General features: G+C 41.5%; 15 protein-coding genes. 3 read left to right on the top strand and 12 right to left on the bottom strand.

Features of this window, described 5'->3' with window-relative positions; translation table 11 throughout:
- Positions 1-333: 333 nt before the first annotated feature.
- Positions 334-1,512, top strand: coding sequence for a threonine/serine exporter family protein (locus tag BCU57_RS00910; RefSeq protein ID WP_102436178.1), 1,179 nt, complete (start codon positions 334-336; stop codon positions 1,510-1,512).
- A 92-nt stretch (positions 1,513-1,604) separates the two neighbouring features.
- On the opposite strand, the gene BCU57_RS00915 is transcribed toward BCU57_RS00910, so the two are convergent.
- The 5 genes from BCU57_RS00915 to yegQ form a co-directional block, all read right to left on the bottom strand.
- Positions 1,605-3,266: an amidohydrolase family protein gene (locus BCU57_RS00915; RefSeq protein WP_198589892.1), complete on the bottom strand. Its 1,662-nt coding sequence runs from the start codon at positions 3,264-3,266 to the stop codon at positions 1,605-1,607.
- A gap of 113 nt (positions 3,267-3,379) precedes the next feature.
- A complete protein-coding gene (locus BCU57_RS00920; protein WP_102436176.1) occupies positions 3,380-4,363 on the bottom strand; it encodes a CobW family GTP-binding protein in 984 nt (327 codons plus the stop codon).
- A gap of 77 nt (positions 4,364-4,440) precedes the next feature.
- On the bottom strand, positions 4,441-6,114 hold the full coding sequence (locus tag BCU57_RS00925; protein ID WP_055023742.1) for an amidohydrolase family protein: 1,674 nt from the start codon (positions 6,112-6,114) through the stop codon (positions 4,441-4,443).
- 602 nt (positions 6,115-6,716) lie between these two features.
- Positions 6,717-7,928, bottom strand: coding sequence for an IS256 family transposase (locus tag BCU57_RS00930; RefSeq protein ID WP_102440683.1), 1,212 nt, complete (start codon positions 7,926-7,928; stop codon positions 6,717-6,719).
- 165 nt (positions 7,929-8,093) lie between these two features.
- On the bottom strand, positions 8,094-9,494 hold the full coding sequence (gene yegQ / locus BCU57_RS00935) for a tRNA 5-hydroxyuridine modification protein YegQ (RefSeq protein WP_102438026.1): 1,401 nt from the start codon (positions 9,492-9,494) through the stop codon (positions 8,094-8,096).
- Between the two features lie 226 nt (positions 9,495-9,720).
- Here yegQ and BCU57_RS00940 point away from each other — a divergent pair, with 226 nt between their 5' ends.
- Together BCU57_RS00940 and BCU57_RS00945 are read left to right on the top strand one after the other, a co-directional pair.
- A complete protein-coding gene (locus BCU57_RS00940) occupies positions 9,721-10,563 on the top strand; it encodes an HDOD domain-containing protein (RefSeq protein ID WP_102438028.1) in 843 nt (280 codons plus the stop codon).
- Positions 10,564-10,663: 100 nt separating this feature from the next.
- Positions 10,664-12,139: a putative bifunctional diguanylate cyclase/phosphodiesterase gene (locus BCU57_RS00945; RefSeq protein ID WP_413211443.1), complete on the top strand. Its 1,476-nt coding sequence runs from the start codon at positions 10,664-10,666 to the stop codon at positions 12,137-12,139.
- Positions 12,140-12,154: 15 nt separating this feature from the next.
- Here the strand turns inward: BCU57_RS00945 and BCU57_RS00950 are convergent, their stop codons facing one another.
- The 7 genes from BCU57_RS00950 to ettA form a co-directional block, all read right to left on the bottom strand.
- Positions 12,155-12,589 carry a thioesterase family protein gene (locus BCU57_RS00950; RefSeq protein ID WP_102438032.1) on the bottom strand — a complete coding sequence of 145 codons (435 nt, stop codon included), beginning with the start codon at positions 12,587-12,589 and terminating at the stop codon, positions 12,155-12,157.
- A 179-nt stretch (positions 12,590-12,768) separates the two neighbouring features.
- Complete coding sequence (locus tag BCU57_RS00955) at positions 12,769-16,551, bottom strand: EAL domain-containing protein (RefSeq protein ID WP_102438034.1); 3,783 nt, start codon at positions 16,549-16,551, stop codon at positions 12,769-12,771.
- A 231-nt stretch (positions 16,552-16,782) separates the two neighbouring features.
- The gene (locus tag BCU57_RS00960; RefSeq protein WP_102438036.1) at positions 16,783-17,256 is read right to left on the bottom strand and encodes an NYN domain-containing protein; all 474 of its coding nucleotides are present in this window, start codon (positions 17,254-17,256) and stop codon (positions 16,783-16,785) included.
- A gap of 27 nt (positions 17,257-17,283) precedes the next feature.
- Positions 17,284-20,385 (bottom strand): multidrug efflux RND transporter permease subunit, encoded by a 3,102-nt coding sequence (locus BCU57_RS00965; RefSeq protein ID WP_102438038.1) that lies wholly within the window; start codon positions 20,383-20,385, stop codon positions 17,284-17,286.
- On the bottom strand, positions 20,385-21,509 hold the full coding sequence (locus BCU57_RS00970; RefSeq protein ID WP_102438040.1) for an efflux RND transporter periplasmic adaptor subunit: 1,125 nt from the start codon (positions 21,507-21,509) through the stop codon (positions 20,385-20,387). The genes BCU57_RS00965 and BCU57_RS00970 overlap by 1 nt, the downstream gene beginning before the upstream one ends.
- Positions 21,510-21,887: 378 nt before the next feature.
- The gene (locus tag BCU57_RS00975) at positions 21,888-23,042 is read right to left on the bottom strand and encodes a hypothetical protein (protein ID WP_102438042.1); all 1,155 of its coding nucleotides are present in this window, start codon (positions 23,040-23,042) and stop codon (positions 21,888-21,890) included.
- A 541-nt stretch (positions 23,043-23,583) separates the two neighbouring features.
- Positions 23,584-25,251: an energy-dependent translational throttle protein EttA gene (gene ettA, locus BCU57_RS00980; RefSeq protein ID WP_102438044.1), complete on the bottom strand. Its 1,668-nt coding sequence runs from the start codon at positions 25,249-25,251 to the stop codon at positions 23,584-23,586.
- Between the last annotated feature and the right edge of the window lie 81 nt (positions 25,252-25,332).

Consider the following 25,332-nt stretch of genomic DNA (forward strand, 5'->3'; position numbering starts at 1 on the left):
TGAATGAACACAAAGACTTAATAAGCGTTGAATGACTGCGCTGATCTATCGCGTTTTAACACGCTATAAATCTTTCAATCGTTGATTATATCACACAGAGATAGCCCGCCTAGGGTTAAGCGAGAAATTCACCGTCTAGCTCATGTTTTGCAGTGGAGGTTATCGCGACCACTGCTGATTCAATGAAAGGATTCATTTTTGAAGGGTTTGACCCTCTATTTCAGATTATGAAGTGAATGAGAACGCTACTATTATGTAGCAATTATCATTTAGCTACTATGATTTAACTAAGCCCTCAGAACCACTTTTTGCTGACTTATCGAGAATAAAAAAATGGAAGATAAAAGCCCAACCCAGCAACAGTATGATGATGTTTTATCATTTTCAGATCGATTACATCAATCAGGGTGCGCGCCATACTCAGTGGCGAAATATACCCAGTCTTATGCGGCTCATCACCAGATAGATATCGCCATTGATGTTACCCCAACTAAAATTGTGACCATTTTCGAGCAACCCACTCAAAAAATGGTGATGCAAACTAAAAATCCACCGTCAGTCAATTTACGCAATTTGGTGGCAACCCTAAAGGCAATACACTCAAAAGAAAACTATCAAGGGGTGCCGAGTTACTCAAATTTTACTTTAGGCATTGCCAACCTATTACTGCCGCCTTGCTATTTGATGCTGGTGGGGAGCACGTATCTTGCGGCAATGATTTCGGTTTTTTTAGGGTTAATCGCCTGGTTAGCTCAACTAATGTGCACCGGGCAGCGAGCAATGCTGGTTGAGTTCATTGTGGCGTTTATTGCCAGTTTTGTGGTGGGGATATTAGCCGCTCAATTTCCTGAGTTACCGGTGTTAGCTTTATGCATCTCATCCATTGTGCTGTTTATTCCAGGACTTACTGTCACCAATGGTTTAGCTAGTCTTGCCTTAAATGACTTTCGCTCAGGCATAGAGTTATTGGCCCAAAGTAGTTTGGTGGTAATAAAAATATTCATTGGCGTGGTGATGGGCTTAGGCTTATCAAACTTGCTTGTCGGCCATGTAGCCGCTGCGCCATTTATTAATGAAATCCCTTTAGGTTTGCATATTCTGGCGTTAATTGGCATATCGGTTGCGATTGGACTGATTTTTAATGCCAGTTGGCAAGACATTATTATTGGCCTGCCCGCTGCTGCAGTTGGCATGTGGGGGCCACATTGGTTTACCTCTGATTGGGTTATCGGCACTTGGATTAGCACCATGATTATCACTCTTTATGGGCTGTTAGCCGGTAAAGCACGTAAAGTGCCTGCGTTAGTGTATATTATCCAAGGGGTGATCATTTTAGTGCCAGGAAGCCGGATCATCGTTGGTGCCAGTGAGTCATTCTTTGCCACTGCAATATTGCCTATCCCCAGTATTGGTATGTCAGCATTATTGATGTTTTGTTCGATTATGGCAGGGCAGATCATGGTTTATTCTATTTTCAATGACCGCTTTTTGTTTAACCATAAACGCAACTAATCGATATTAATTGAGAAAAACTAAACACATGAAAAAAGCGCCTAATGGCGCTTTTTCGTTGTCATGTTTTATCGACGTTTTTTGATTATCGATTAGACTGTCACATCGCGACGAATTGCTCTGCCAGGCTTAGCATCCATAAGCAATTGTCCCTTATCAATAATCGATTGGCCATTGACTAGTACATGCTGCATACCCACTGAAAGCTTATTGGGCTCAGTAAATGAGGCCATATCTTTAAAGCTATTGAGATCAAATACCACTATGTCAGCATCTTTACCCACTTGCATACGGCCTTTGTTACGCATTTGCGGCACAGCATCTTCGATGATATGACACGCATTGAGGCTGGTGCGCTTCATTGCCTCGACTAAATTGACTTCTTTATACTCAACCACGTATTTATTTACAAAGCGGGCAAAACACCCGACCGAGCGGGGGTGAGCAAAAGCATCGTTAGGCAATGGCCATACATCACCTTCAATCAATTTACCTTTGCTGTCCATCCACGGCATGGCATCAGAGGCAATAGCGGCGTTAGGAAACAACACCGAACGCTTCATCATGCGTAAGTCTTCTTTACTGTCGTCAGGCTTTAAGAAGTGAATAACGATTACTTCACCAGGGTTGGTTTTTCGTAGTTCATCGATTTTGGTTTGGGTCATAGGTACGCCATTGGCTTCCATGTAACTTGCATCGGGAACGCCAAAGCGGTCAATCCATTCTGGGCCAGCAAATAAGGCCGCGCCCACAGGTGTTGAGCCTGCGCCATAGGGGTAAGCTTCAGTGGTAATCGGCAAACCAGAATCAACAGCTTCTTGCACTAGGTCGGCGCAATCATCAATGTCTCGCACCGAGGTACTGTTGAGGTGACAAATATGCATATGTGCCCCAGTGGTGGCGGCTAAACTGATTAACTCTTGATAGGCTTCAAAGCTTGATCTGGGCTCCATGCCGTTGGCATAACGTACATGGGTGAAGGTCGGTACATCAAAACTTTTGGCCAGTTTAGCTAAGCCGTAATACTCTTTATGGCCATAGGCGGGAGCATAACCGCCATTAATACCAATCCCTAAACCACCTTCTTTTAAGCCTTGTTCAACATCAGACAATATCGTATTTAGCTGTGCGTCGGTGGCGAGATCATTTTGCCAATTTTTTAAACTAAAGGCATTCTGAAACCAAGTAATGGTGCCATCTGCGGGCGAAATTTCACTTTCAATTGCCATAATGCGGGCATAGGTCCAAGCTACTGAGGCGCCGTAGTTAATTGGGCGACCTTCTTTAGCTGTGTCATCATAATACTTACCAATGGGTAATAGGCCTGATTCCAACTCAAGGGCGGTGGTGACACCATCGAAGGCTTGAGCTCTGGCTGCGGGTAATTGTTGTCCATGGGCGTGAAGGTCGATAAAGCCTGGGGCAACCACAAGCCCGCTGGCATCAATGACTTTTTTACCTGTGAGCTTTTCTGTCGATATAGCGGCAATTTTGTCGTCTTTAATGCCTACATTGCGTACGGCATCTAAACCCGTTTCGGCATCAATGACACGGCCATTAGTAATCACTACATCAAACGGGCCTGTTTGATTTGGCATTAACTCTGGCTTTTGTGGACCCTTGTTAGTTTCTGCTGTGGCAGTCGATGAAAGTGTTATTGCAGCGGCGCCAATAGCCAGTTTTTTCATGGTATCGCGCTTGGTTTGATCAACTTCAGCGGTTAATTTGTCATCTTGATTTAACTCGGACATCATTTACTCCTTTCTCGCCAATATCCTTGATTATCATGCTATTAATTATCAGCCAAGCATTTACAGCTTGTCATTAACAGCTTTAGTGGGCCGTTTACTGCATAGTCGTTTTATATTTAAACCACTAAGCTAGCTAACTTTTCACGCATTATTTTTTCGTCCATGCCACCTTTGGGGGCAATAAAGACTAAACGGGTTGCTCTTGCTTCATCGTGTTCCCACGGCTCGCCAACAGTGACATTGGCGCGTTGGCCAGTACATTGAAATATACAGCGATGATCAGGTCGATCAGATAAATTTAAAATACCTTTCATGCGGTAGGCATCGACTGAAAACTGCTGTAATAGCGGATAGAGGCTTTGTAAAGACAGCGGCTTGTCGGTTTCGAAGCTAAAAGTATCAAAGCTGTGGTTTACATGGTCATGATGGTTGCATTGGCTGTGGTCATGGTCTGCACCTTGGTGCTGACAAGTATGCTCATGGCTAAGTTTTACTAACCGCTCAGGTACATCAAATAAAATCGGTAGTGCGACGTTTCCAAACTCCATTTCAACCAGTTTGGCAAAAGGGGCTTGGGTTTGACACCATGCTTTAACTTTTTCCAGCTGCTCAGTTGCCACTAAATCAACTTTATTAACTAACACGATATCGGCGACTTGTATTTGTTGCTCTGACAAGCTGGCCATTGAACCTTCTAAACTTAAAATATTCTCAGCATCGATAGTGGTGATAATCGCGTTCAATGGCGCGTGTGCTTGTAGTTCAGGATCTTCAAATTGCAATGCCACTTCTTTAGGTTCGGCAATACCTGAGGTTTCAACAATAATATGATCAGGGCGCTCTTCAAGTGCCAGTATGCGCATCACTGAGACCACTAAACCTTCGGCAAGATTGCAACACACACAGCCATTTTCGAGGCTAATCATATTGTCGCTTTGGGATTTTACTAGCTCTGCATCGACATTAATTGAACCAAAGTCATTTACGATAACGGCCATACGCATGCCATCGGCATTGGTTAGGATATGGTTTAACAGGGTGGTTTTCCCGGCACCTAAAAAACCCGCTAAAATGGTCACTGGAATAGGTTTTTTATTCATTGACGTTTCTCTATATGATTTACTTTTTAACGAAAAAGCTCGGTATTACCCGAGCTTTATGATTTTAGGCATAATGGTTATGCAACCACTGGATTACGAACTGCTAAGCCAGGATTTACATCTAAATGCAATTCACCATTTTCGATAATAGGTGTACCATTTACGATCACATGATGCATCCCTTCTGAGAGTGCATTAGGCGCATCAAAGGTCGCTAGCACTTTGATTTCGTCAAGTTTAAATAAGACTAAATCAGCATCTTTACCCACTTGAATACGGCCTTTGTTTTTCATTTGAGGAACACTGTTTTCTAATATTCGACACGCATTTAAGCTCGTGCGCTCCATCGCTTCGAGTAGTGTAACTGCTTTGTATTCATTGAGGTATTTACTGATAAAGCGAGTAAAACAAGCAAGCGATCTTGGATGAGCAATAGCATCACTTGGTAATGGCCATACATTACCTTCGATTAATTGCCCCTTAGGATTCATCCATGGCATTGCATCGGATGCAATGGCTGCGCCTGGAAATAATACTGAGCGGTCCATTTTATGGCGATCGGATTTACTTTCATCAGGTTTTAAAAAGTGCATTACTACCACTGTACCTGGCGCATTTGCTTGAAGCTCAGTGACTTTTTCTTGTGTTAAGGCTTTACCATTTGCTTCCATGTAGCTTGCACTTGGCACTCCCCAGCGCTCTAGCCAGTCATCACCGCGGAAAACTTCTGCGCCGATCACTGATGAACCAGCACCGTAAGGATAAGCTTCTGTTGTCACCGATAAGCCTGCATCAACCGCATCTTGAACTAAATCAGCACAATCTTCGATATCTTGCACTGAGGTACTGTTAAGGTGACAAATATGCATGTGTGCACCGGTGGTTGCCGATAAACTGATCAGTTCTTGGTAGGCTTCAAAGCTTGATTTAGGCTCTGCGCTATTTAAGTAACGCACGTGGGTATAAGTAGGCATTTCATAGCGTTTAGCTAGCTTTGCTAATTCGTAGTACTCTTTATGGCCATAACCTGGTGCATAGCCAGCGTTAATACCAATGCCCAAACCTCCCTCTTTAAGGCCTTGCTCAACATAGTTTAAAATGGATTTAAGCTCATCTTTTGTCGCAAGGGTGTTTTGCCAGTTATTTTTAGAAAATGCTTGTTGAAACCAAACAATCGTACCGTCTGCTGGTGGCATTGTGGGCTCTTTTGCCGTGATACGAGCATAAGTCCATGCAACAGAGGCGCCGTAGTTAATAGGGCGGCCCTCTTTGGCTGTGTCATCATAGAATTTAGCAATAGGTAGCAACCCCGACTCCATTTCAAGAGCGGTGGTTACACCATCAAATGCTTGTGCTCGTGCAGCCGGAAGCTGTTGACCATGCGCGTGCATATCAATAAAGCCCGGCGCAACCACTAAGCCTGTGGCATCAATGACTTTTTTGCCTTGTAATTTATCTGTTGAAATGGCGGCAATACGATTGCCTTTAAGGCCGACGTTACGAATGGCATCTAATTTAGTTTCAGGGTCAATGACCCGGCCATTTTCAATAACAATATCAAATGGGCCCTTTTCATTGGCCATTAGCTTAATTTGCTGCTCAGTGAGTTTGTCTGATGCGGCTTGCAAAACTGAGGCAAATGGAAGCGCTGCAGTACCAACAGCACCCGCTGCAAGCTTAGTTAGCGTAGTACGCTTTGACTGGTCGACATTGTTAGTGGTTAAATCATTTAGCTTGGTATCGTCTTTCATTTTTTATCCTCATTTATTCATGCAATAAAAATAGTAAAAACTGGCAACATGTGAAACGGCAAGCACCATAAAAGCTACTTTAAACAGCTTTGCTCTAAATTTGGATAATGTAAAGCACACTTTGATACTTTTGTTGCGCAATCGTGTCTTTGGGGGCGAATAATAAATATTTCAGGGCTTAGGGTTACGGCTTTGTTAGCTTCGGTTGCTCGTATCGCTTTGAGTTTGTTACTGATATTGCGTTAATGATAAAATTTTGCCGCTGTAAAACTTATTACTGATATTAATTAATAGCATAGATTAGAGGAACTCACATTTGAAGGGTCTAACCCTTCAAGTTTTGACCAACCTTGGCCAATAATAAATAAATGATAGGTGATAACTGACTAAATGATAGGTCATGAGTTTTTATATGTAGTAGGCTGGATCTTGAGTGGGCGATAGAGTTGGGTAGGTGATAGAGTTGAGTAGGTGATAGAAGTTGAGTGAAAGGTAGAGATTGAGTCAAAGGTAGAGATTGAGTCAAAGTGGTGGCTTGTATTGCATTGGCGGGTAAACACTTTCTCAACAGGAGGGTGTAACAGATTCTGTGTAACTGCAATTTAGTTAATATGCTTCACAATTCTGTCTTCGAACTCAATAATAAATCGGCTCATCGCAGTACGCCAGTTTCGGATGGGCATGGTCCATTTTTTACTGGCTTCTTTTATCGCAAGGTAAATCATTTTCTTGGCCGAGTCATCATTAGGAAATACCTTACGTTTTTTCAACGCTCGTCTAATCACGCTATTTAACGACTCTATAGCATTGGTTGTGTAAATGGCCTTACGAATATCCTGAGGATAATTGAAAAACGTATTTAAGTTGTGCCAATGATTATGCCATGACTTGCTGATTTGGGGGTATTGCTCATCCCAGGTATCGCTGAAACGGTCTAATTCAAGTAAAGCTTCCTCCTCCGTTGTTGATTGGTAGATGCTTTTAAGGTCCGCAGTGACTGCCTTGTAGTCTTTCCACGATACGTACTTTAATGAATTTCTGACCATATGTACGATACAGAGCTGTACATGAGTATCTGGATAAACGGTATTGATAGCATCAGGGAAGCCTTTTAAGCCATCAACACAAGCGATGAGAATATCCTCAACGCCTCGTTGCTGTAGTTCAGTGAGGACACCTAACCAAAATTTAGCCCCTTCATTTTCAGCTATCCAAAGCCCCATTAGCTCTTTGTGACCTTCAAGGTTAATGCCTAACGCTAAGAAAATAGATTTGTTAATAACGCGCTTATCCTGACGGATTTTTACGACGATACAATCAAGGTAAACGATTGGGTAAATGGCATCTAAAGGTCGACTTTGCCATTCAATAACTTGCTCTAGAACGGCGTTGGTAACGCGAGAAACTAACGTGGGTGATATCTCTGCGCCGTACCATTCATCAAAGGCTTGAACGATATCACGAGTACTCATGCCTTGAGCGTAGAGCCACAATATTTTATCGTCCATAGAGGTAAATCTGGACTGGTGTTTTTTAACTAACTGAGGTTCGAAACTGCCTTCACGGTCTCGCGGCGTATCAAGCTCAAATTGACCATCTTCAGTTTGAATGCGCTTGCTGGTTTTACCGTTACGGCTATTAGCAGAAGTCGATTTATGGTGTTTCTCATAGCCCAGGTGGTCATCCATTTCGGCATTAAGAGCGGCTTCGACCGTTATCTTTTTGAGCATCTGACTGAATTGGTTTAAGTCTTCTGGTGTTTTAATGCTTTTAGCAGCTTCTTTAGCAAAAGCTTCAATATCTTTTTTGTTCATGAGTATCTGCCTATCCTTGACTCTCTATAGAGTACGTGTTGATAAGCAGTTACACAAAATTAGTTACAGTCTCCTCAACAGTCACAGTTATGGCCTAAAAGGCAATAACTGCAACAGCTGAAAACGGATAACCATCCCCTGGTTAGACTGACTTATGTAGCAGGTCTAGGTAACGGGTTCAATCGCTTGATGTGGATTGCGGCTATCTTGCCCTTGAGGCAGATTGCGCATTAAAATTGCTTTATCCAGCTCGACTTCTGCCGGCACAGCTAAGAATACAAAGTGCCCTGAACCTAACCCGGCTTCTACTGATTCACCTTTGCGATTAACTAATTCTGAAATGGTTAAGGTGATATTGCCTTGCGGGGTCATCAATTCAACACTGTCACCGACAGAGAACTTGTTCTTAACGTCAATTTCAGCTGCGCCGGCATCATTGCGTTTACCGGTAAATTCACCAACAAATTGTTGGGTATCACTGATTGAGTAGCCGTAATCATAGTTCTGGTATTCGTCATGAACGTGACGACGTAAGAAGCCTTCGGTATAACCACGATGCGCCAAGCCTTCAAGGTTATGCATTAGCGTGCGGTCAAAATCTTTACCTGCCACAGCATCCTCAATGGCTTGACGATATAACTGTGCGGTTCTCGCTACGTAATAAAAAGATTTAGTACGGCCTTCAATTTTTAATGAGTCGACACCCATTTTGGTTAAACGCTCAACGTGTTGAATGGCACGTAAATCTTTTGAGTTCATAATATAAGTACCATGCTCATCTTCATAAGCAGGCATATATTCGCCTGGGCGTCCTGGTTCTTGCAATAACACCACTTCACTTGATGGCTGACCTGCGCCCAATGTTGGCGGCGTCTCTAACTGCACACCATGTTGGTCAACAAGCCCTTGTGGGTTTACCGCAATAATGTCACCGGTTTCAGTTTGCTTGGCTTCATGGACATCGTACTTCCAACGACAAGCATTGGTGCAAGTGCCTTGGTTAGGGTCGCGCTTATTGATGTAACCAGAGAGTAAGCAACGGCCTGAGTAAGCCATACATAATGCGCCATGGACAAATACTTCTAATTCAATATCAGGGCATTGCTGACGAATTTCTTCAATTTCATCTAACGACAATTCTCGAGATAAAATAACGCGTTTAATACCTTGTTGCTGCCAAAACTTCACCGAAGCCCAGTTAATGGCATTGGCTTGTACTGATAAATGCACTACTTGATCGGGAAAGGCTTCTCTCACCATCATGATAAGGCCTGGATCTGACATGATTATGGCGTCAGGTTTCATCGCCACGACAGGTTCCATATCACGAATGTAGGTTTTTAGCTTGGCATTGTGGGGCGCAATGTTGCTGACCACATATAATTTTTTATTGAGCGCATGGGCTTCCTGGATCCCCATGGCGAGGTTTTCCATTTTGAAGTCATTATTACGAACTCGAAGGCTATAACGAGGCTGACCGGCATATACAGCATCTGCACCGTAGGCAAATGCGTAGCGCATATTTTTAAGGGTTCCAGCTGGAGACAATAGCTCTGGTCTAAACATAATAACTCTCAATTTGATGAAAACTCGCACACAGCGCGGGGGCGGCATTTTACTGAAGTATGGCTGCTGAATGCAAATTTTTCCTCTGTGATTGCGGTTACAGTCAAATTTGATCATCTTTAATGGAATAAAATCCCCATAGTCGTTCTTTTTCTTTATTCAAATAAGCCACATAACTGGTACAATTGCTTACAAAGCGATAATAATAATACAACGGGCTGAATTGATGACGACTGAACACCAACTCCTAGTGGGTTTACTGAAAAAGCTTAAAGATGACGCATTGGTACTGCCAACGCTTCCTGAAGTTGCCATGAGAGTGCAAGAGGTGGTATCAAACCCTAATAGCAGCTTGAAGCAAGTGGGTGATATTATTGGCCAAGATGCGGCGATTTCGGCGCGCATTATTAAGGTGGCAAATAGTGCATTGTATAGCCGTGGTAAAAAAGCTGAAAATATCAGTGCTGCGGTTAATCGAATTGGCTTAGTGCAGATTAAAACCATTGTCACTTCAGTGGCGTTAGAGCAACTTTTTATCTCAACCAATGAAATGGTATGGGAGGTGATGGATGAAGTATGGCAAACCTCCATTGAAGTGACAGCAGCGGCAGGGGCATTACTTGCAATTTATAATAAGCGCAACCCCAGTAAAAGGTTAGATGCTGAAACATTGACCTTGGCTGGCTTAGTGCACAATATTGGCGCGCTACCTGTGTTATCAGAAGCTGAAACAAGGCCTGATACCTTTACCAGTATTGAACAATTACGCGGTCTCGTACGTAAAATGCAAGGGCCAATAGGTAGAGCTATTTTAAAAACGTGGGACTTTGCCCCTGAAGTGATGGAAGTGGTTGAGCGCTGGGCTGATTTGCATTACATCTCTGAGCAGGTCACTTATTTAGACTTTATTCGCTCAGCGGCCTATTACTCTGGTGAGTTAAGAGCAGGTCCCGAGCTTGAGCAGCGGTTAGCATTATTTGCCACAAGAGGCTTACCAGTTACCCCTGAAGATTTAGAGAGTGATGAGTTTTTAGATGTTTATCATTCGATAAAACAGAGTTATCAATAAGCATAAATTCAAGCCCGATGGCTATTGAGTTAACGCTAATAAGGCTAACGCTAATAAAGCAAGATAATAGAGGCACTCGGTTGTGTTAACTGTTGAAATAATGATCATTGTGTTTATTGGCTTAGTTTTGCTGCTCGGTATTGTACTGGGTGGCTATTTTCAGCAAGGGCGCTTTATTAATGAGTTAACCCAAACCCTTGATGTCAATAGTAGCAATAAACTACCGTTAAGTTTCAAACATACCCCTCGGGCTTTTAAACCCCTTATTCGCAATCTAAATCAACTACACAAAAATAATCCTGTTAATCTTGATCGTGACAAACTAACAGGACTGTCCAATCGAGTGGGCTTTAAACGCAAAATGTTTGCCAAAATGCCAGCGACCGAAGGTATGTTGATTTTGGTCGATATTCAACAGTTTAGATTTGTGAATGACTTATTTGGCTTTGTTTTTGGCGATCAATTATTGCAAGCATTTGCAGTGAGGATTAAAGGCTTAACTACCCCCCCTGCGTTTGTATCGCGAATGAATGGTAATGAGTTTTTGCTTTTTTATCCAAATTCATTATTGAGCCAGGATTTACAGGATATGAAGCAGCATTTACAACGACCATTTGAAATTGCTCAAACGCCAATCTGTATTAAAGTTCAACTAGGTGTATTGGAGTTAAATAAACACCATGCTGATGTCAGTTTAATGCTAAGAAGGCTGGATTTAGCCCTTAAAAAAGCTAAGCGCAGCAGTGGCTCTGTTGCTTTTTATAATCAAGATGATGATAAAGCCCAATATCGTGAATTATTAATTATCAATAGCTTACCAAAAGGTTTAAAGCAGAATCAATTGTACATGGTATATCAACCAAAGCTGGACATGAACTCAGGTGCTTGTCATCAAGTTGAAGCACTCATTCGTTGGAAACATGCTGGTCTTGGTGACATTTCTCCTTCGGAGTTTATTCCATTAGCTGAGCATACTGGCATTATCGATTTAGTTAGCCATTGGGCGCTGGATGAAGTGTTAAAACAACAGGTTAAGTGGATTAACAAAGGTTTAAATATCAAAGTGGCAGTGAATTTGTCCACCAAAGATTTAGAGAATAAACAGCTTCCGATCATCATAAGCAGTAAGTTGCTGCAATATAAAGTGCCTGCGCAAAACTTGATCATAGAAATTACTGAAAGCGCCTTGATGATTGATTTGAACAGCACCATAGAAACGCTAAATACCCTCAGAGACATCGGCGTCTCCATCGCCATTGATGATTTTGGCACCGGCCACTCTTCTCTTGCTTACCTGCGCCATCTTCCAGTGGATGAGGTAAAGATTGATAAAGCATTTTTGGACGATTTTAATTGTGATTTACAAGCTAACAAAATTGTCAAAACCAGCATAGATTTAGCTAGCAGCTTAGGGTTTAATGTCACGGTTGAAGGGGTCGAAACAAAGGCGGTATTTGATACCTTGATTGGATTTGGCGCCAATACCATCCAAGGGGATTATTTTAGTAAACCCCTTCGGCCTAGTGAGTTAGAGCATTGTTTAGCTCAGTTAACTAATCCGGTTAGCGCGACGTAATTTATTGCTAAATAGCTAATCTTGACCAAATTGTGATCGTAACTGTGCGATCAGCTCAACTGGCATCGGCGCCATTTGTCGTTGTTGATTCATACAAACCATTTCTATGGTCGCTGTCACAGCAGGCTTGTTAGCATTAGGTCGCCAAATTTCCTGTTGCCACACAGTACGATATTTACTTTCAAAATAATATCGAGTGCGAACATCAACAATATCTGCAAACTCAACCCCATCATGACAAAGCATATCGGTGCGATACACTGCAAATCCCAATTGTTGTAGCTGCCATAAGCTATTTAGTACATCGGCCCCAATAACATGCTCTCTGGCTCTTTCGAAATACTTTAAAAAGTTAGGATGATACACAACCCCAGAAAAGTCGGTGTCTTCATAATAGATTTGCACCGGAAAGTGAAATATTGGGCTATATGCTATTGTTTTTGTGCTCATTCGCTACTCAGTTAGGCTGATTTGGTTATTAAGGTAAAACGGATGCTTATTGTCACCTATTTAAACCACTTTAAACAGACTCTTGCTGTTGATATACCTCAGTTACATACTGCTCAGACCTGCAACGATATTGCATTGTGAGTAGCTTTAAGCATCACAGTCAAACTGATGCTTAATTTTTAGCTGACCTTTTGCTGCATAGACAATGGCAGTAATTGTGTTTCCCCAGTAAGCATTTGGTAAGCGCTTTGCGCGTTGACCGCTGGGCTGAAGATATTACCTTGGCCTACATGACATTGATACTGAATTAACTTTAATAATTGCAGCTCGGTTTCAATACCTTCGGCAACAATTTGCATATTCAAGTCCTTACCGAGATTAATAATGTTTTTAAGTACATTACCAGCCGCTTTGTTATCGATAAAGTTATCGATAAAGCCTTTATCAATCTTTAAGGTATCTAGCGGGAAATGGGTCAGGTAATTCAATGAAGAATAGCCTTTGCCAAAGTCATCTAAACTAATCCTGATATGCAGTTGATGCAGCTGGTTAAGTACTTTTTCAGCGACTTCCACGTTTTCAATTAATAATGATTCGGTAATCTCGAGCTCCAGTTTCTCGGCAGGAAAACCTGTTTCAACTAAAATCGCTTCAATTTGCTGGCAAATATCCGGCTGTGATAGTTGCACTGGCGAAATATTGACTGAAATATTGCCACTTAATAGCCCTTGCTGATGCCATTGATTGCCGGTTATGCAGGCTTGTCTTAATACCCAGTAGCCGATCTCAATAATTTGACCGTTACTTTCAGCTTCTGGAATAAAGCGATTAGGCGGGATCATGCCTTCTTTAGGGTGAAACCAACGCAGTAATGCTTCAAAGGAGCTGATCTCACCGCTGACTAAACAGACTTTCGGTTGATAAAATAACTCAAATTCACCATTCTCTAATGCCAGTTGCAGTTGCTGTTTGATAGTGATTTTTTCTTGCAGGGCGATGGAGAGCGCCTCATTAAAAAAGTATGCACTATTACGGCCTGCATGCTTGGCGGCATACATTGCCGTGTCGGCGTGCTTTAGCAAGGTCTTAGCATCTTGGCCATCTTCAGGGTAACAGGCGACCCCAATACTCGCTGAAGTACTGATCCAATGCTGTTGTACCTGGTAACCGCAATTAATGGTTGCTCTTATCCGTTCAACAATAGTCACTAATTGAGCCAACTCACCAGGATTTCGAATGATAATGGCAAATTCATCGCCACCTAATCGAGCTAATAAGTCATCCCTTTTTATATTGGCTTTTAAACGCTGACTGACCTGAATAATAAGCTCATCACCAATGTCATGGCCCATGGTGTCATTCACTTCTTTGAAATAATCAAGGTCGATAAAAACAATGGCTGCGTGAGTATTTTTAATGCTAATGGACGCTTCAAGTTTGCTATTAAATTGGAAGCGATTCGATAACCCCGTTAACGCATCAAAGTTCGCTCTTTTTCTAAGTTCAGTAATTTTTTGATGGCGAGTTAATAGGTATAAAAACAGTAATAAGGCACATATTATCAGCAAGCTAATAATGGCGTAATGCCACCAAGCTTGGTTTATTTTAAAAGCAAATATGGCTTGATGAGGGCTCCATAGGCCGTCGCTATTACTCCCTTGTACGATGAAGTTATATTCACCGGCACTGAGGTTAGTATATGTGGCAGTGTTGGTGTTACCGACATAGGTCCACTCTTTATCAAACCCATGCAGCATATAGCGATACTGGTTTTTAGTGGGGGCACTGAAGTCTAATGAGGCAAAGGTAAACTGGACCATATTTTTTTGATAATCTAGGCTTAACTTAGCGAGCTGATTATTACTATTAGGGCCAATATATTCTTGGTTAGCAACAAGTGCCGAAGTAATATGCACTTGAGGCTGAAAGTCATTTCTTGTTAGCTGCTGGGTGTCAATTTTAAAGGCACCATGATTAGTGCCAATAAGTAACTCGTGGTTTCTTATTGCTATTGCACCATCTGAAAATGAACTGTCTTTTTGAGTGATGGCACTGGGGTATTGGGTGATTTTATTGGTTTTTGTATCCATGTGCGCAAATTTAGCTTGCGAGGTGATCCATAAATTTCCTTTACCATCACCCACCACGCCCTTGAGGGTATTGCTGGTAAACCCATGCTCTTTGGTGAAGTACTGGATGTTTAATTCATCACTCCATTTCTCGCCAATCTCAATTTTAGCCAGCCCTAACCCTTGAGTGGCAACCCAAATAATATTATCTTCATCTTGGTAAATTTTGACGGTGCGAATATTTTCAACCTCACTGCCTAGAGGCAAGTGTTTCACTTCATCAGTTTCAGGGTTAATTCGGAAAATAGCATTGGTTGTGGCCATCCATAATTCGCCGTTATGAATGATTTTCTTATCAAAGGCAAAGTTACCTCCAGAGCGATATGCATTATCGTAGTGCTCGAAATAGCGCTTTAAAATGCCTTTATCAGGATTGAACAGTATTAAACCCACGTCTAAATAACCGCTTATCCAAACATTGCCTTTGTTGTCAGGTATGGCGAGGTAAAACTCATTACTGGGGAATCCATGGGGGTTGTCAGGGCTATTACTAAAATGCCTTAAAGTATCATTATCAATATTATACTGTGATAAGCCATTGGCACCCGCTATCCATAAATTGTTTTGTTCATCAACAATGGTGCTATAGGGTTCATTGATCACAGCATCTGTTATTGGCGCTATGGTAATTGTTTCTGTGCCAGCGTTAATCTTATCGATACCTTTATCAGTGGCTATCCATATATTATTTTGTTTATCGGTATCAAACCAATAAACGAAATTACCTGATAACTCGGGTTTAAAAGGGTGAGGGCGATATAATCGAGAGCCTTGTTTAAAGCTTGAGTAGCGCGATACACCATTGCCAGTGCCGAACCAAATACCGTTTGAATAATCGATTAAGATGCTTGCAACGTAATCATCAGCAAGTGAATTATCATTATAATCTTGATGTTTGATATGGCTGAAGGTCATGGTATCGAGTTGTAATCTTGTGGCACCATGATCGTGCGCAATCAACAGGGTATTGTTATCTTCAGCGGTAATGTAAAAAATTTGATTTGAAGCGAGTTGCTGGGAGGAGGGATTATCCCCTTGATGTTGAAATACCTCAGTAGCCAGTGTTTCAGGGTTAAACTTGATTAAGCCACTTTGATAAGTGCCAATCCACACAAGGCCATCTTCAGCCTGATACACGGTCGATAAGCTTCCGTCAAAGATCTCTTGGGTGCGCTTATCGTTAAAATTGACTAATTCCAGTTTCTGCTTCAGCCGATTTACCTTGGCCAAGCCAAAGTCTGAGGTTACCCAAATGTTATGGTTACTATCGTAAAAAAAGCCTGCGATAGAGGTATCATATGCTTTATCCGTTTCAACTTCATAGAGGAAGTAGGGGGTAAAGGTTTGAGTGTCTATATTATAGTGACTGACACCAGAGCCGGTGCCAAACCATAGATCGTTATTATCATCTTCAAATATATCTATTATCCAACTGGAACCTAAGCCATTACTTGATGATTTCATATCATGAATAATAATCTGATTATCTGTGGTTAACTGATTTAGACCATCTTCGGTTGCTATCCATATATCACCATTTGTATCCTCGTGGATTTTAGTGACGTAATTGTTTGATATATGGTGTTTATCATTTAATGAAAATTGGAAATTGGTGAAGTTAACCCCATCATAGCGACTGGCACCCGCATCGGTACCAAACCAGATAAAGCCATTTTTTTGTTGATAAAGGGTAGTAATACTCGAAGAAGGTAGACCGTCACTGATGGTCAGGGTTTCTAATCGAAATTGTTCGCCATAGCTTTGAGGCGTAAAAAAAACAGTGACGCAGGCGCAAGTGATTAACAATACAAACTGCTTTAACGCTCCAAACATCGACTAGCCTCAATTATTATTATTTTTTATTAATGAAGTTCGCTAGTAATTCTACATAAATTTAGAAGTGATGTAATGCGGATAAACAGCACAATATGGGAAGTGAGCACTGTGACCATATAGGAAAGCCTAGTTAGTTGTTTATATTGGTATTTTAAAACATACTAGCCAGCTTATATATGTGTATATATTTGTTTACACGAAGCCGAAGAGTGATGAAAAATGTGACAGTTAAAGTAGCAAGTCATGGTTAATCGCGATATGGCTGCCAGTGACATCAAGCAGTGACTTTGCTGTTAAAGGCGCAACGCTGATCACTTGGGTATTACAGCCATATTTTTGTGCTACTTTGGCAAGCAATAAATCAAAGTCACCATCGCCAGACAATAAAATTACCTTATCGACATGCTCGGCAATATCAAGAATATCTATGGTAATTCCTACATCCCAGTCGCCTTTGGCGCTGCCATCACTGCGCTGAATATAAGGTTTGAGTTTGACTTCAAAACCTATGTGTTTTAATGCATCTTGAAACTTTCTCTGACCGTCGTCTGCAGGGGCAATGGCATAAGCAATAGCATGTTCAATGTGATATTGCTGACTCAGTAATTTATATAAAGCGCGGTAATTGAATGAGCGCCCAAAAGCTTGTTTACAGGTGTAATAAATGTTTTGTACATCAACAAAAATAGCCACTTTTTCCATTTTTACACCTGTATTAAAGTCATTAAGTTAAGGTCGTTGTTTTTGCGCCTCAATAGCATCATTGAGTTGTTGTTCAACATACCCGGGTGAATGCGTTGCCCCTGAAATGAGTCGATACATGGCAGGAATAACTAATAAGGTCACTAGAGTAGCAAATGCCATCCCAAAGAACACTACTGTACCCACTGCAATTCGACTTTCCGAGCCTGCTCCTGTTGACATAATGAGTGGAATTGCGCCGATTAGAGTGGTAAAAGCAGTCATTAAAATCGGTCTTAAACGACGAGCTGAGGCGTCGATAATGGCTTGCTCTATTTCAAGGCCTTTATCTCGCAGCTGGTTGGCAAACTCAACAATCAAAATACCATTCTTAGTCACCATACCAATGAGCATTATCATGCCTATCTGGCTATAAATATTTAACCCCTGACCGGTTAAATAAAGCCCTAAGAAGCCGCCAAAGATCCCCATTGGTACGGTAAACATCACCACTAATGGGTTGATGAAACTCTCGAACTGCGCCGCCAGAACTAAATAGGCAACCAATAGCGCTAAACCAAATACGATAAATACGCTGCTCTGGTTTTCTTTAAAATCCTTCGACTCACCGGTATAGGACACATTTATATCACTGGGGAGCATCTCAATGGCTTTTTGGTCCAGAAAATCTAATGCTTCACCGAGTGTATAACCCGCGCCTAAATTCGCCTTTAAGGTTATCGATTTTTGTTTATTTAAATGGCTTAGTTTTTGCGCTGAAGCCACTTCATCAATCTTGGTAATGGTATCAAGGGTGATAAGTTCACCGGTTTTAGTGCGCATATATATCTGACTCAAATCAGCCACGCTATTAAAACTATTTTCATCACCACGTAAGTAAACATCGTATTCTTCACCGCGTTCGATGAAGGTGGTTTCACTTTTGCCGCCCAGCATAATTTCTAAGGTGTCGGCTACTTCTGAGACACTGACGCCCAGCTCTGCAGCGCGTTGCCTATCAACACTCACCAGTAATTCGGGGGTGGTTTCTGCATAATCAAGATCAGCGCCTTCTAGAAGTGGGCTATGATCCGCTTCAAGTTGCAGTGCCTGTGCCCATTTAAATAGCTCCTGATAATTAGAACCACCTAACACAAATTGTACCGGCTCACTGGATTGGCCTCTAAAGCCAGGCAACATTGGCCGAACCATAACGTCAGCAATGCCATCAAGTGCTTTAGCGATAATGCCTAAAGATTGCTGGGCATTAATATCACGGTCTTGCCACTCTTCTAATTGGATAATCACAAAGCCGGTCTGGTCGCCTGCGCGGCCACCAAAAGCAGGCGCTTGAATACTAAATGACTTAATAACACCATCGCCTAACATGGGCAGTAGTCGCTGCTCGACAATATCCATGTTGGCCGCCATGCGGTTATAGCTGGTGCCTTCAGCGCCTTTAACAAAAGCAAACACTACACCGCGATCTTCTTGTGGTGCTAGCTGTGCTGGTACTTGGTTGAGTAACCAGCCACTACCAATCACACAAGCAATAATGATAATAGGCGCGATATAGCGGTATTTCACCGCTTTTGAAACCAGCTTACGGTATTGCTGCTCTAGGCGCTCAAAAAGGTCATCAACCCACAGATTAAATCGATTAGGTTTGACGTTAGCCTTAAGTAATTTACTACCAAGTACTGGGGTTAAGGTTAGGGCAATGAGTGATGAAAACAGCACTGATACAGCCAACATGACTGAGAATTCAGTAAATAGCAGCCCCACCATGCCCTCCATAAAGGAGATAGGTAAAAATACCATGACCAGTACCGCTGTGGTTGCCATTACAGCAAAACCAACCTCACGGGCACCTTTGTACGCGGCAAGTATCGGTGGCTCACCTTTTTCGAGGTGATGAAAAATATTTTCTACTACTACAATGGCGTCATCGACCACTAAACCAATGGCGAGGATCAGTGCCATTAAGGTTAACAAGTTGATTGAAAAGCCAAAGCTATTGGCCGCAATAAAAGCAGAAATTAATGATACCGGAACCGTCACCGCAGGGATCAATGTGGCTCTCACTTGGCCAATAAAAATGTATAGCACCAGTATCACTAAAATAGCAGTGATAATAATAGTGTTATACACCTCATCAATAGAACGAGATATAAACACGGTAGAGTCATAATCTACCGCGAGGGCTGTGCCATCAGGAAGAAACTGTTGAATGTTATCAACCTCTTGATGAACCAATTTAGCGACATCCAAAGGGTTAGCATCTGATTGGGCAATAATGCCTAAACTAAGGTTAGGAACACCATTACTTTTAAAGGTTGAGTTTTCATTCTCTGCACCGATAAATACATCAGCGACGTCTTTTAGATAAATAGGACTGCCATCTTCTGCAGTACGTACAACCAAATAATCAAAATCATCTGGATTATTATAAAGTCTGGCCGTTCTCACAGTCATAACAGTGGTGTCATTACGGACCTCACCACCTGGGGTTTCAACATTTTCAGTATTTAAAGCAGAGACGATATCATTGGCTGACACGTTACGCCCGGCCATAAGTTCAGGCTTTAATTGAACGTACATGACTTTATATAATCCACCAGTGATTGAAATAGAACTCACTCCGGAAACTAAGTTAAATCTGTCCTCTAGCACCCGTTGGGAGTAATCAGTTAACTGGGTCCTATCCATCGTCGATGAGCTTAAATTGACATAGATTGCCGGCTCGCCAGAGCCATTGTCTTTAGAGACCACAGGATCATTAGCTTCATCAGGTAAGCGTCTTTGCGCGCGCGCGACAGCATCACGAACATCGCTTACCCCTTCGGTTAAATTCCAGCCTAATAAGAAGGTTACAGTAATGCGCGACATGCCATTGCGGGTTACTGAGGTAATTTCATCAACACCACTGATACCGGTTAATTCATCTTCAATGGTGGTGGTGATCTGGCTTTCCATAATGGTTGCCGAGGCGCCATCATAGGTGGTCATTACAGTTACCACAGGGCTTTCTACATCTGGCATTTCTCTGATTGAAAGCTTAGACAGTGATACCAGTCCAAATACCCCTAAAAGCAGGCTCAGTACGATGGCGACAACAGGGCGTTTTACCGAAACGTCAGAAAGCCACATTAACTTTTCTCCAATTCAGTGGTTAGCATTGCGCTGTCATCTTCTTTAGCGATTTTCTCAGTGGTTGAGTTGGTTTGTAAAATATCGACACTGACACCATCACGCATATTGACAAGTCCCTGAACCACCACATTGTCGCCAATTTTAAGGCCATTTGAGATCAACACTTCATTATCAATACGGGCACCAAGAATGACTTCAGTACGTTTAGCAATGTTGTTCTTTCCAATCAAATAGACAAAGCGTTTAGTACCTGAGTATTCAATAGCCTGTACAGGAATGACTGGCTCAGCAATCGCAGGAAAGTTAAGTGTCGCCGCCATCATCATTCCCGGCTTGAGTTGACTATTGGAGTTATCAAACTGCACTCTAACTCGTAAATTTAAGGTGTCTTGATTAATGCGGGAATCAATGGCGGTAATCTCGCCGCTAAAGACTTGTTCAGGCCAGGCTTTACTTTGTGCCGCTACAGGCATACCAATGGATAACATAGATAAATAATGCTCAGGCACTTGCAGGTCGAGTCTCATACTAGAAAGGTCGTCAAATGCCAGTAACTCGGTGCCGACAGCAATCATTTTACCTACACTGAAATCAACTAAGCCAGCGGTGCCAGAAAAAGGCGCATTTAATGAATGGTAATCAAGTTCTGCTTGGGCAGCGGCTAAACGCGCCTGAGCTATATCTACACTGGCTTGTTGGGCATCGATTTCAGTTTGGGTAATGGCATTACTTTTAACTAATTTTTGGAACTCTTTGAGCTTTCTTTTTTCATCAGCAAGGTAAGCCGCGGCTTCTGCTGTTGCCGCTTTGGCTTTGGCGTCGTCTAATTGAACAATGATTTGCCCAGCTTGAATATCTTGATTGGACTGAATATTAATTTGACCGATTTGCCCAGCCACTTGCGAAGAGATATACACTGATTGTTCAGCGTCGAGTTTACCAATCAAAGACAGTGATTGAGATAATTCATGTTGCTCTACAAGCCCTGTAACAACCGGAATAGATTTTTTGGCAGGGCCTTTTTGAGACGGCGTAGCTTTATTGGCTTGTGAAAAATCACTATAGATGACTGCGGCAGCAACTAAGCTGCAAATGACAATAAGGGGAAGTAATTTTTTCATAATAGAACTCGATGACTCGTTGCTGAATTGCGGTCTATATTAATAAATAATTAGCCATATAAGCGTAAATGAATGTAAAGCAAAGAAGATAAGAGTGTAACTGAATATTCCGATAACAAGCTTATCAACAGTTCGTTGCAACTATAGGCGATTAGCTGATCATTTTGTAATGAATAGATAACATTAGCTTGGCTTATGTTGTTGGTGACTTTTGGTGTTCGACATTGTTACTGTGACAATTTGCTAGCTTATGATATTAACAACCTGCGGCTAGTTATTCTTCTCATTAAAATAGCTCATTAAGCTAAATGCACTTAAATAAAAAAGCCACTTAGGTAATACCTAAATGGCTTTTTTTACTCGCAGCTTATAGGGCTATTAGTCGAAGTTTTTTTCATGCTCACTATTAGCGGGTTCAATACCCATAAAGTATTCATAACCTTTATCGGTTAAGCTTTTTTTGGAGGTGGCGTTCGCTTGGTTATTGGTATTAACCTGTTTAGGCTTCATTTTTATAACTTGTTTTTTACTGTCTTTGTTTGGCAAGCTGACTAGGTCATTTTGTCGAGACATATTATTGAAGTTATAGCTAAAAACGCCGTTTCCTTGAATGAACTCAACACTCGATTTATCTTGAGACTGGTATGATGCCAAAATGCCATGTTGCCCTAATGGCACCTCATGAAATAATTCTCGGCCTGTACCGATTTTTACCCCATCAATAAACCAATCAGCAGCGACATTACTCACTAAGGTGATCATGGCTGATTTTAACCCTAGCTTTTCATTAATGAGCGAATCAATTTTACTGTTATAAGAAGGTTTGAAGGCCATCTTGATCTTGTAGTTTAAATTACCACTCATGTTCATGCTGGCATCAATAACATCGTATGAAAGCAACACGCTACGATCATTTAAGAATGGATCCGTTTTAATGGTATTAGTGACAATGTAATTTTCAGAATCTTTAAGACAGTCGTTTATTGATTGGAATTTAGAACATAACGTCGAACCGTCTAAATCAATAGTTTGGACAGTATCTGGTTTTGATACATCAGCGATTAGACGTTTGGTAATATCACTTTTTAAGGCGGCTAACTGCTCATCTTTATCGGTACGTTTAGTATTAATGGCATCGTACTCGGCCATAATAGTCTTGTACTCTCTACGAAGTGATTTGCCGTCAATATCATATTTGGTTTCTAACTGGTCAATTTTAAGCACCAGTTTTTCGATATCTTGGTAATAAGCATTAATGTTTGAGCGCGATAAAATTTTAGCCGGTAGTTTTGAGATAACGTGATCATACTCAGTTTTCTTACTCTTTATTTCAACACTGAGAGCATGATAATCAGATTCTTTTTTCTTATGAGTCGATAACTTGTCATTGGCAGAAATAAGTAAGCTGTCAATGTTGTATTTTTGCTCAATTTCTTCAAGTGCTTTAGTTTCACTGCTGGTAATAATATCTAAACCAAATGAGCTGCTTGCATAAAAGCATAAAAACATAAATGTTATTCGACTATATCTCACTGATTTCTCCGTTTTTTCTTAATTTTTTTGGTGTATAGCAATTGCGCCATAACAAATGGTCAACAGTAAAACAATCCGTCAATAATTTTATATTACTGAAGTTGGTATGTCTTTACAAATAGATTGTTGTTTTTGAGTATTTTTTACAACATCGCCACAGCTCACGAAAATTAATTCATCTAGGCCATTTTTATACACTAAGGGATAAGTTGTAAATGATTTTTAAGCTGTTGTTAATTAGTAAAAATAGTCCATATGGATGATGAGTTTGGCAAGGGGCGGATAAACATGAACATAACGGCGCCGCTGCAATATGGTTTGGCGAGTTGTTAATATTTCAATTGTTTTTGGATATGAATTAATGGTGTCATTTTTATGACATTAATCAACAAAACTGCAGCTTTAACCTGTTTAGTGAATTTTTTAGTCATGAGATATAAAAATGCTCCTTTAGACTATTTACTTAAAAATGGGTAAATCGTCATAAGGAGCATTTATTAACTTGCATCACCATCGATAGGTATCGGCAGTGACGCGATTGTTATTTTGCAATACGTTTGTATTTCAAGCGGTGCGGCTCAATGGCTTCTGCACCTAAGTTTTCTTTCAGCCAAGTGGTATATTCACTGTAGTTACCTTCATAGAAGTTCACTTGGCCTTCATCACGGTAATCAAGAATATGGGTAGCGATTCTGTCTAGGAACCAACGGTCATGGGAAATAACCATGGCACAACCTGGGAACTCTAATAAAGCTTCCTCTAATGCACGCAGTGTTTCAACGTCCAAGTCATTGGTTGGTTCATCGAGTAATAATACGTTGCCGCCAGCTTGCAATAATTTAGCAAGATGGACACGGTTACGCTCACCGCCTGATAAAGTGCCAATGATTTTTTGTTGATCTCCGCCGCGGAAATTAAAGCGGCCTACGTATGCACGACTCGGGATCTCAGTATTGTTGATACGCATGATATCTTGACCGTCTGAAATCTCTTGCCAAACTGTGTTCTTATCATTCATTGAATCTCGGAACTGTTCAACAGAGGCTATTTGCACTGATTCGCCGACTTCAATGCTGCCGCTATCCGGTTGCTCTGCACCTGAAATCATCTTGAATAGTGTCGATTTACCTGCACCGTTGGCGCCGATGATACCGACAATCGCGCCTTTTGGAACAGCGAAAGTTAAGTCATCAATCAATACTCGGTCACCATATGATTTGGTCAGGTTATTTACTTCAATAACCTTATCACCTAAACGTGGCCCAGGTGGAATGAATAACTCATTGGTTTCATTTCGTTTTTGGTAATCATTGGTGTTCAATTCTTCAAAGCGAGCCATACGGGCTTTGCCTTTTGATTGACGACCTTTTGAACCTTGACGTACCCATTCTAATTCTTTTTGAATGGTTTTCTGGCGCGCACTTTCTGTGGAAGATTCTTGCTGTAGACGAGCATCTTTTTGCTCTAACCAAGATGAGTAGTTACCTTCCCAAGGAATACCTTCACCACGGTCGAGTTCTAAAATCCAACCTGCAGCATTATCCAAGAAATATCTATCATGGGTAATAGCCACAACGGTGCCAGTATAGTCTTGTAAGAAACGTTCAAGCCAAGCGACTGATTCAGCATCCAAGTGGTTGGTAGGTTCATCAAGGAGCAACATGTCAGGTTTTTCAAGTAACAAACGACAAATGGCCACACGGCGACGTTCACCACCAGAAAGCACTGCGATTTTTTCATCCCAATCCGGCAAGCGCAGTGCATTAGCGGCGCGCTCTAATACCATATCAAGGTTATGGGCATCTTGAGATTGAATAATGGCTTCAAGTTGACCTTGCTCTTTTGCAAGCGCATCAAAGTCAGCATCAGGTTCTGCGTAAAGTGCATACACTTCATCAAGACGGGTTAGTGCATTTTTAGCTTCACTGACTGCTTCTTCGATCGCTTCACGTACGGTTTGCGATTCATCCAGCTTTGGTTCTTGCGGTAGGTAGCCGATTTTTAAATCTTGCATCGGGCGAGCTTCACCTTCGATTTCGGTATCTAAACCGGCCATGATACGAAGTAGCGTTGATTTACCTGAGCCGTTTAAACCCAGTACACCAATCTTGGCGCCAGGGAAAAAACTAAGGGAAATATCTTTAAGGATTTGTTTTTTAGGTGGAACAATTTTGCCCACTCTAAGCATGCTGTATACAAACTGAGCCATATTTATATCTCTTTGACTAAGATTCGGACTAGGAAATTTAATTAATTCTACTTCAATCTCGCCGTAACTGAAAATCGAACT

This window comes from Shewanella sp. 10N.286.48.B5 (assembly GCF_002874355.2).
In the GTDB taxonomy this organism is placed as follows: domain Bacteria; phylum Pseudomonadota; class Gammaproteobacteria; order Enterobacterales; family Shewanellaceae; genus Shewanella.

Bases quoted from the DNA above. Each gene is read 5' to 3' on its own strand.
- BCU57_RS00920 (WP_102436176.1), bottom strand. From the start codon at position 4,363: ATGAATAAAAAACCTATTCCAGTGACCATTTTAGCGGGTTTTTTAGGT.
- ettA (WP_102438044.1), bottom strand. From the start codon at position 25,251: ATGGCTCAGTTTGTATACAGCATGCTTAGAGTGGGCAAAATTGTTCCA.
- BCU57_RS00960 (WP_102438036.1), bottom strand. From the start codon at position 17,256: ATGGAAAAAGTGGCTATTTTTGTTGATGTACAAAACATTTATTACACC.
- BCU57_RS00940 (WP_102438028.1), top strand. From the start codon at position 9,721: ATGACGACTGAACACCAACTCCTAGTGGGTTTACTGAAAAAGCTTAAA.
- BCU57_RS00915 (WP_198589892.1), bottom strand. From the start codon at position 3,266: ATGATGTCCGAGTTAAATCAAGATGACAAATTAACCGCTGAAGTTGAT.
- BCU57_RS00950 (WP_102438032.1), bottom strand. From the start codon at position 12,589: ATGAGCACAAAAACAATAGCATATAGCCCAATATTTCACTTTCCGGTG.
- BCU57_RS00930 (WP_102440683.1), bottom strand. From the start codon at position 7,928: ATGAACAAAAAAGATATTGAAGCTTTTGCTAAAGAAGCTGCTAAAAGC.
- BCU57_RS00955 (WP_102438034.1), bottom strand. From the start codon at position 16,551: ATGTTTGGAGCGTTAAAGCAGTTTGTATTGTTAATCACTTGCGCCTGC.
- yegQ (WP_102438026.1), bottom strand. From the start codon at position 9,494: ATGTTTAGACCAGAGCTATTGTCTCCAGCTGGAACCCTTAAAAATATG.
- BCU57_RS00910 (WP_102436178.1), top strand. From the start codon at position 334: ATGGAAGATAAAAGCCCAACCCAGCAACAGTATGATGATGTTTTATCA.
- BCU57_RS00965 (WP_102438038.1), bottom strand. From the start codon at position 20,385: ATGTGGCTTTCTGACGTTTCGGTAAAACGCCCTGTTGTCGCCATCGTA.
- BCU57_RS00945 (WP_413211443.1), top strand. From the start codon at position 10,664: ATGATCATTGTGTTTATTGGCTTAGTTTTGCTGCTCGGTATTGTACTG.
- BCU57_RS00970 (WP_102438040.1), bottom strand. From the start codon at position 21,509: ATGAAAAAATTACTTCCCCTTATTGTCATTTGCAGCTTAGTTGCTGCC.
- BCU57_RS00925 (WP_055023742.1), bottom strand. From the start codon at position 6,114: ATGAAAGACGATACCAAGCTAAATGATTTAACCACTAACAATGTCGAC.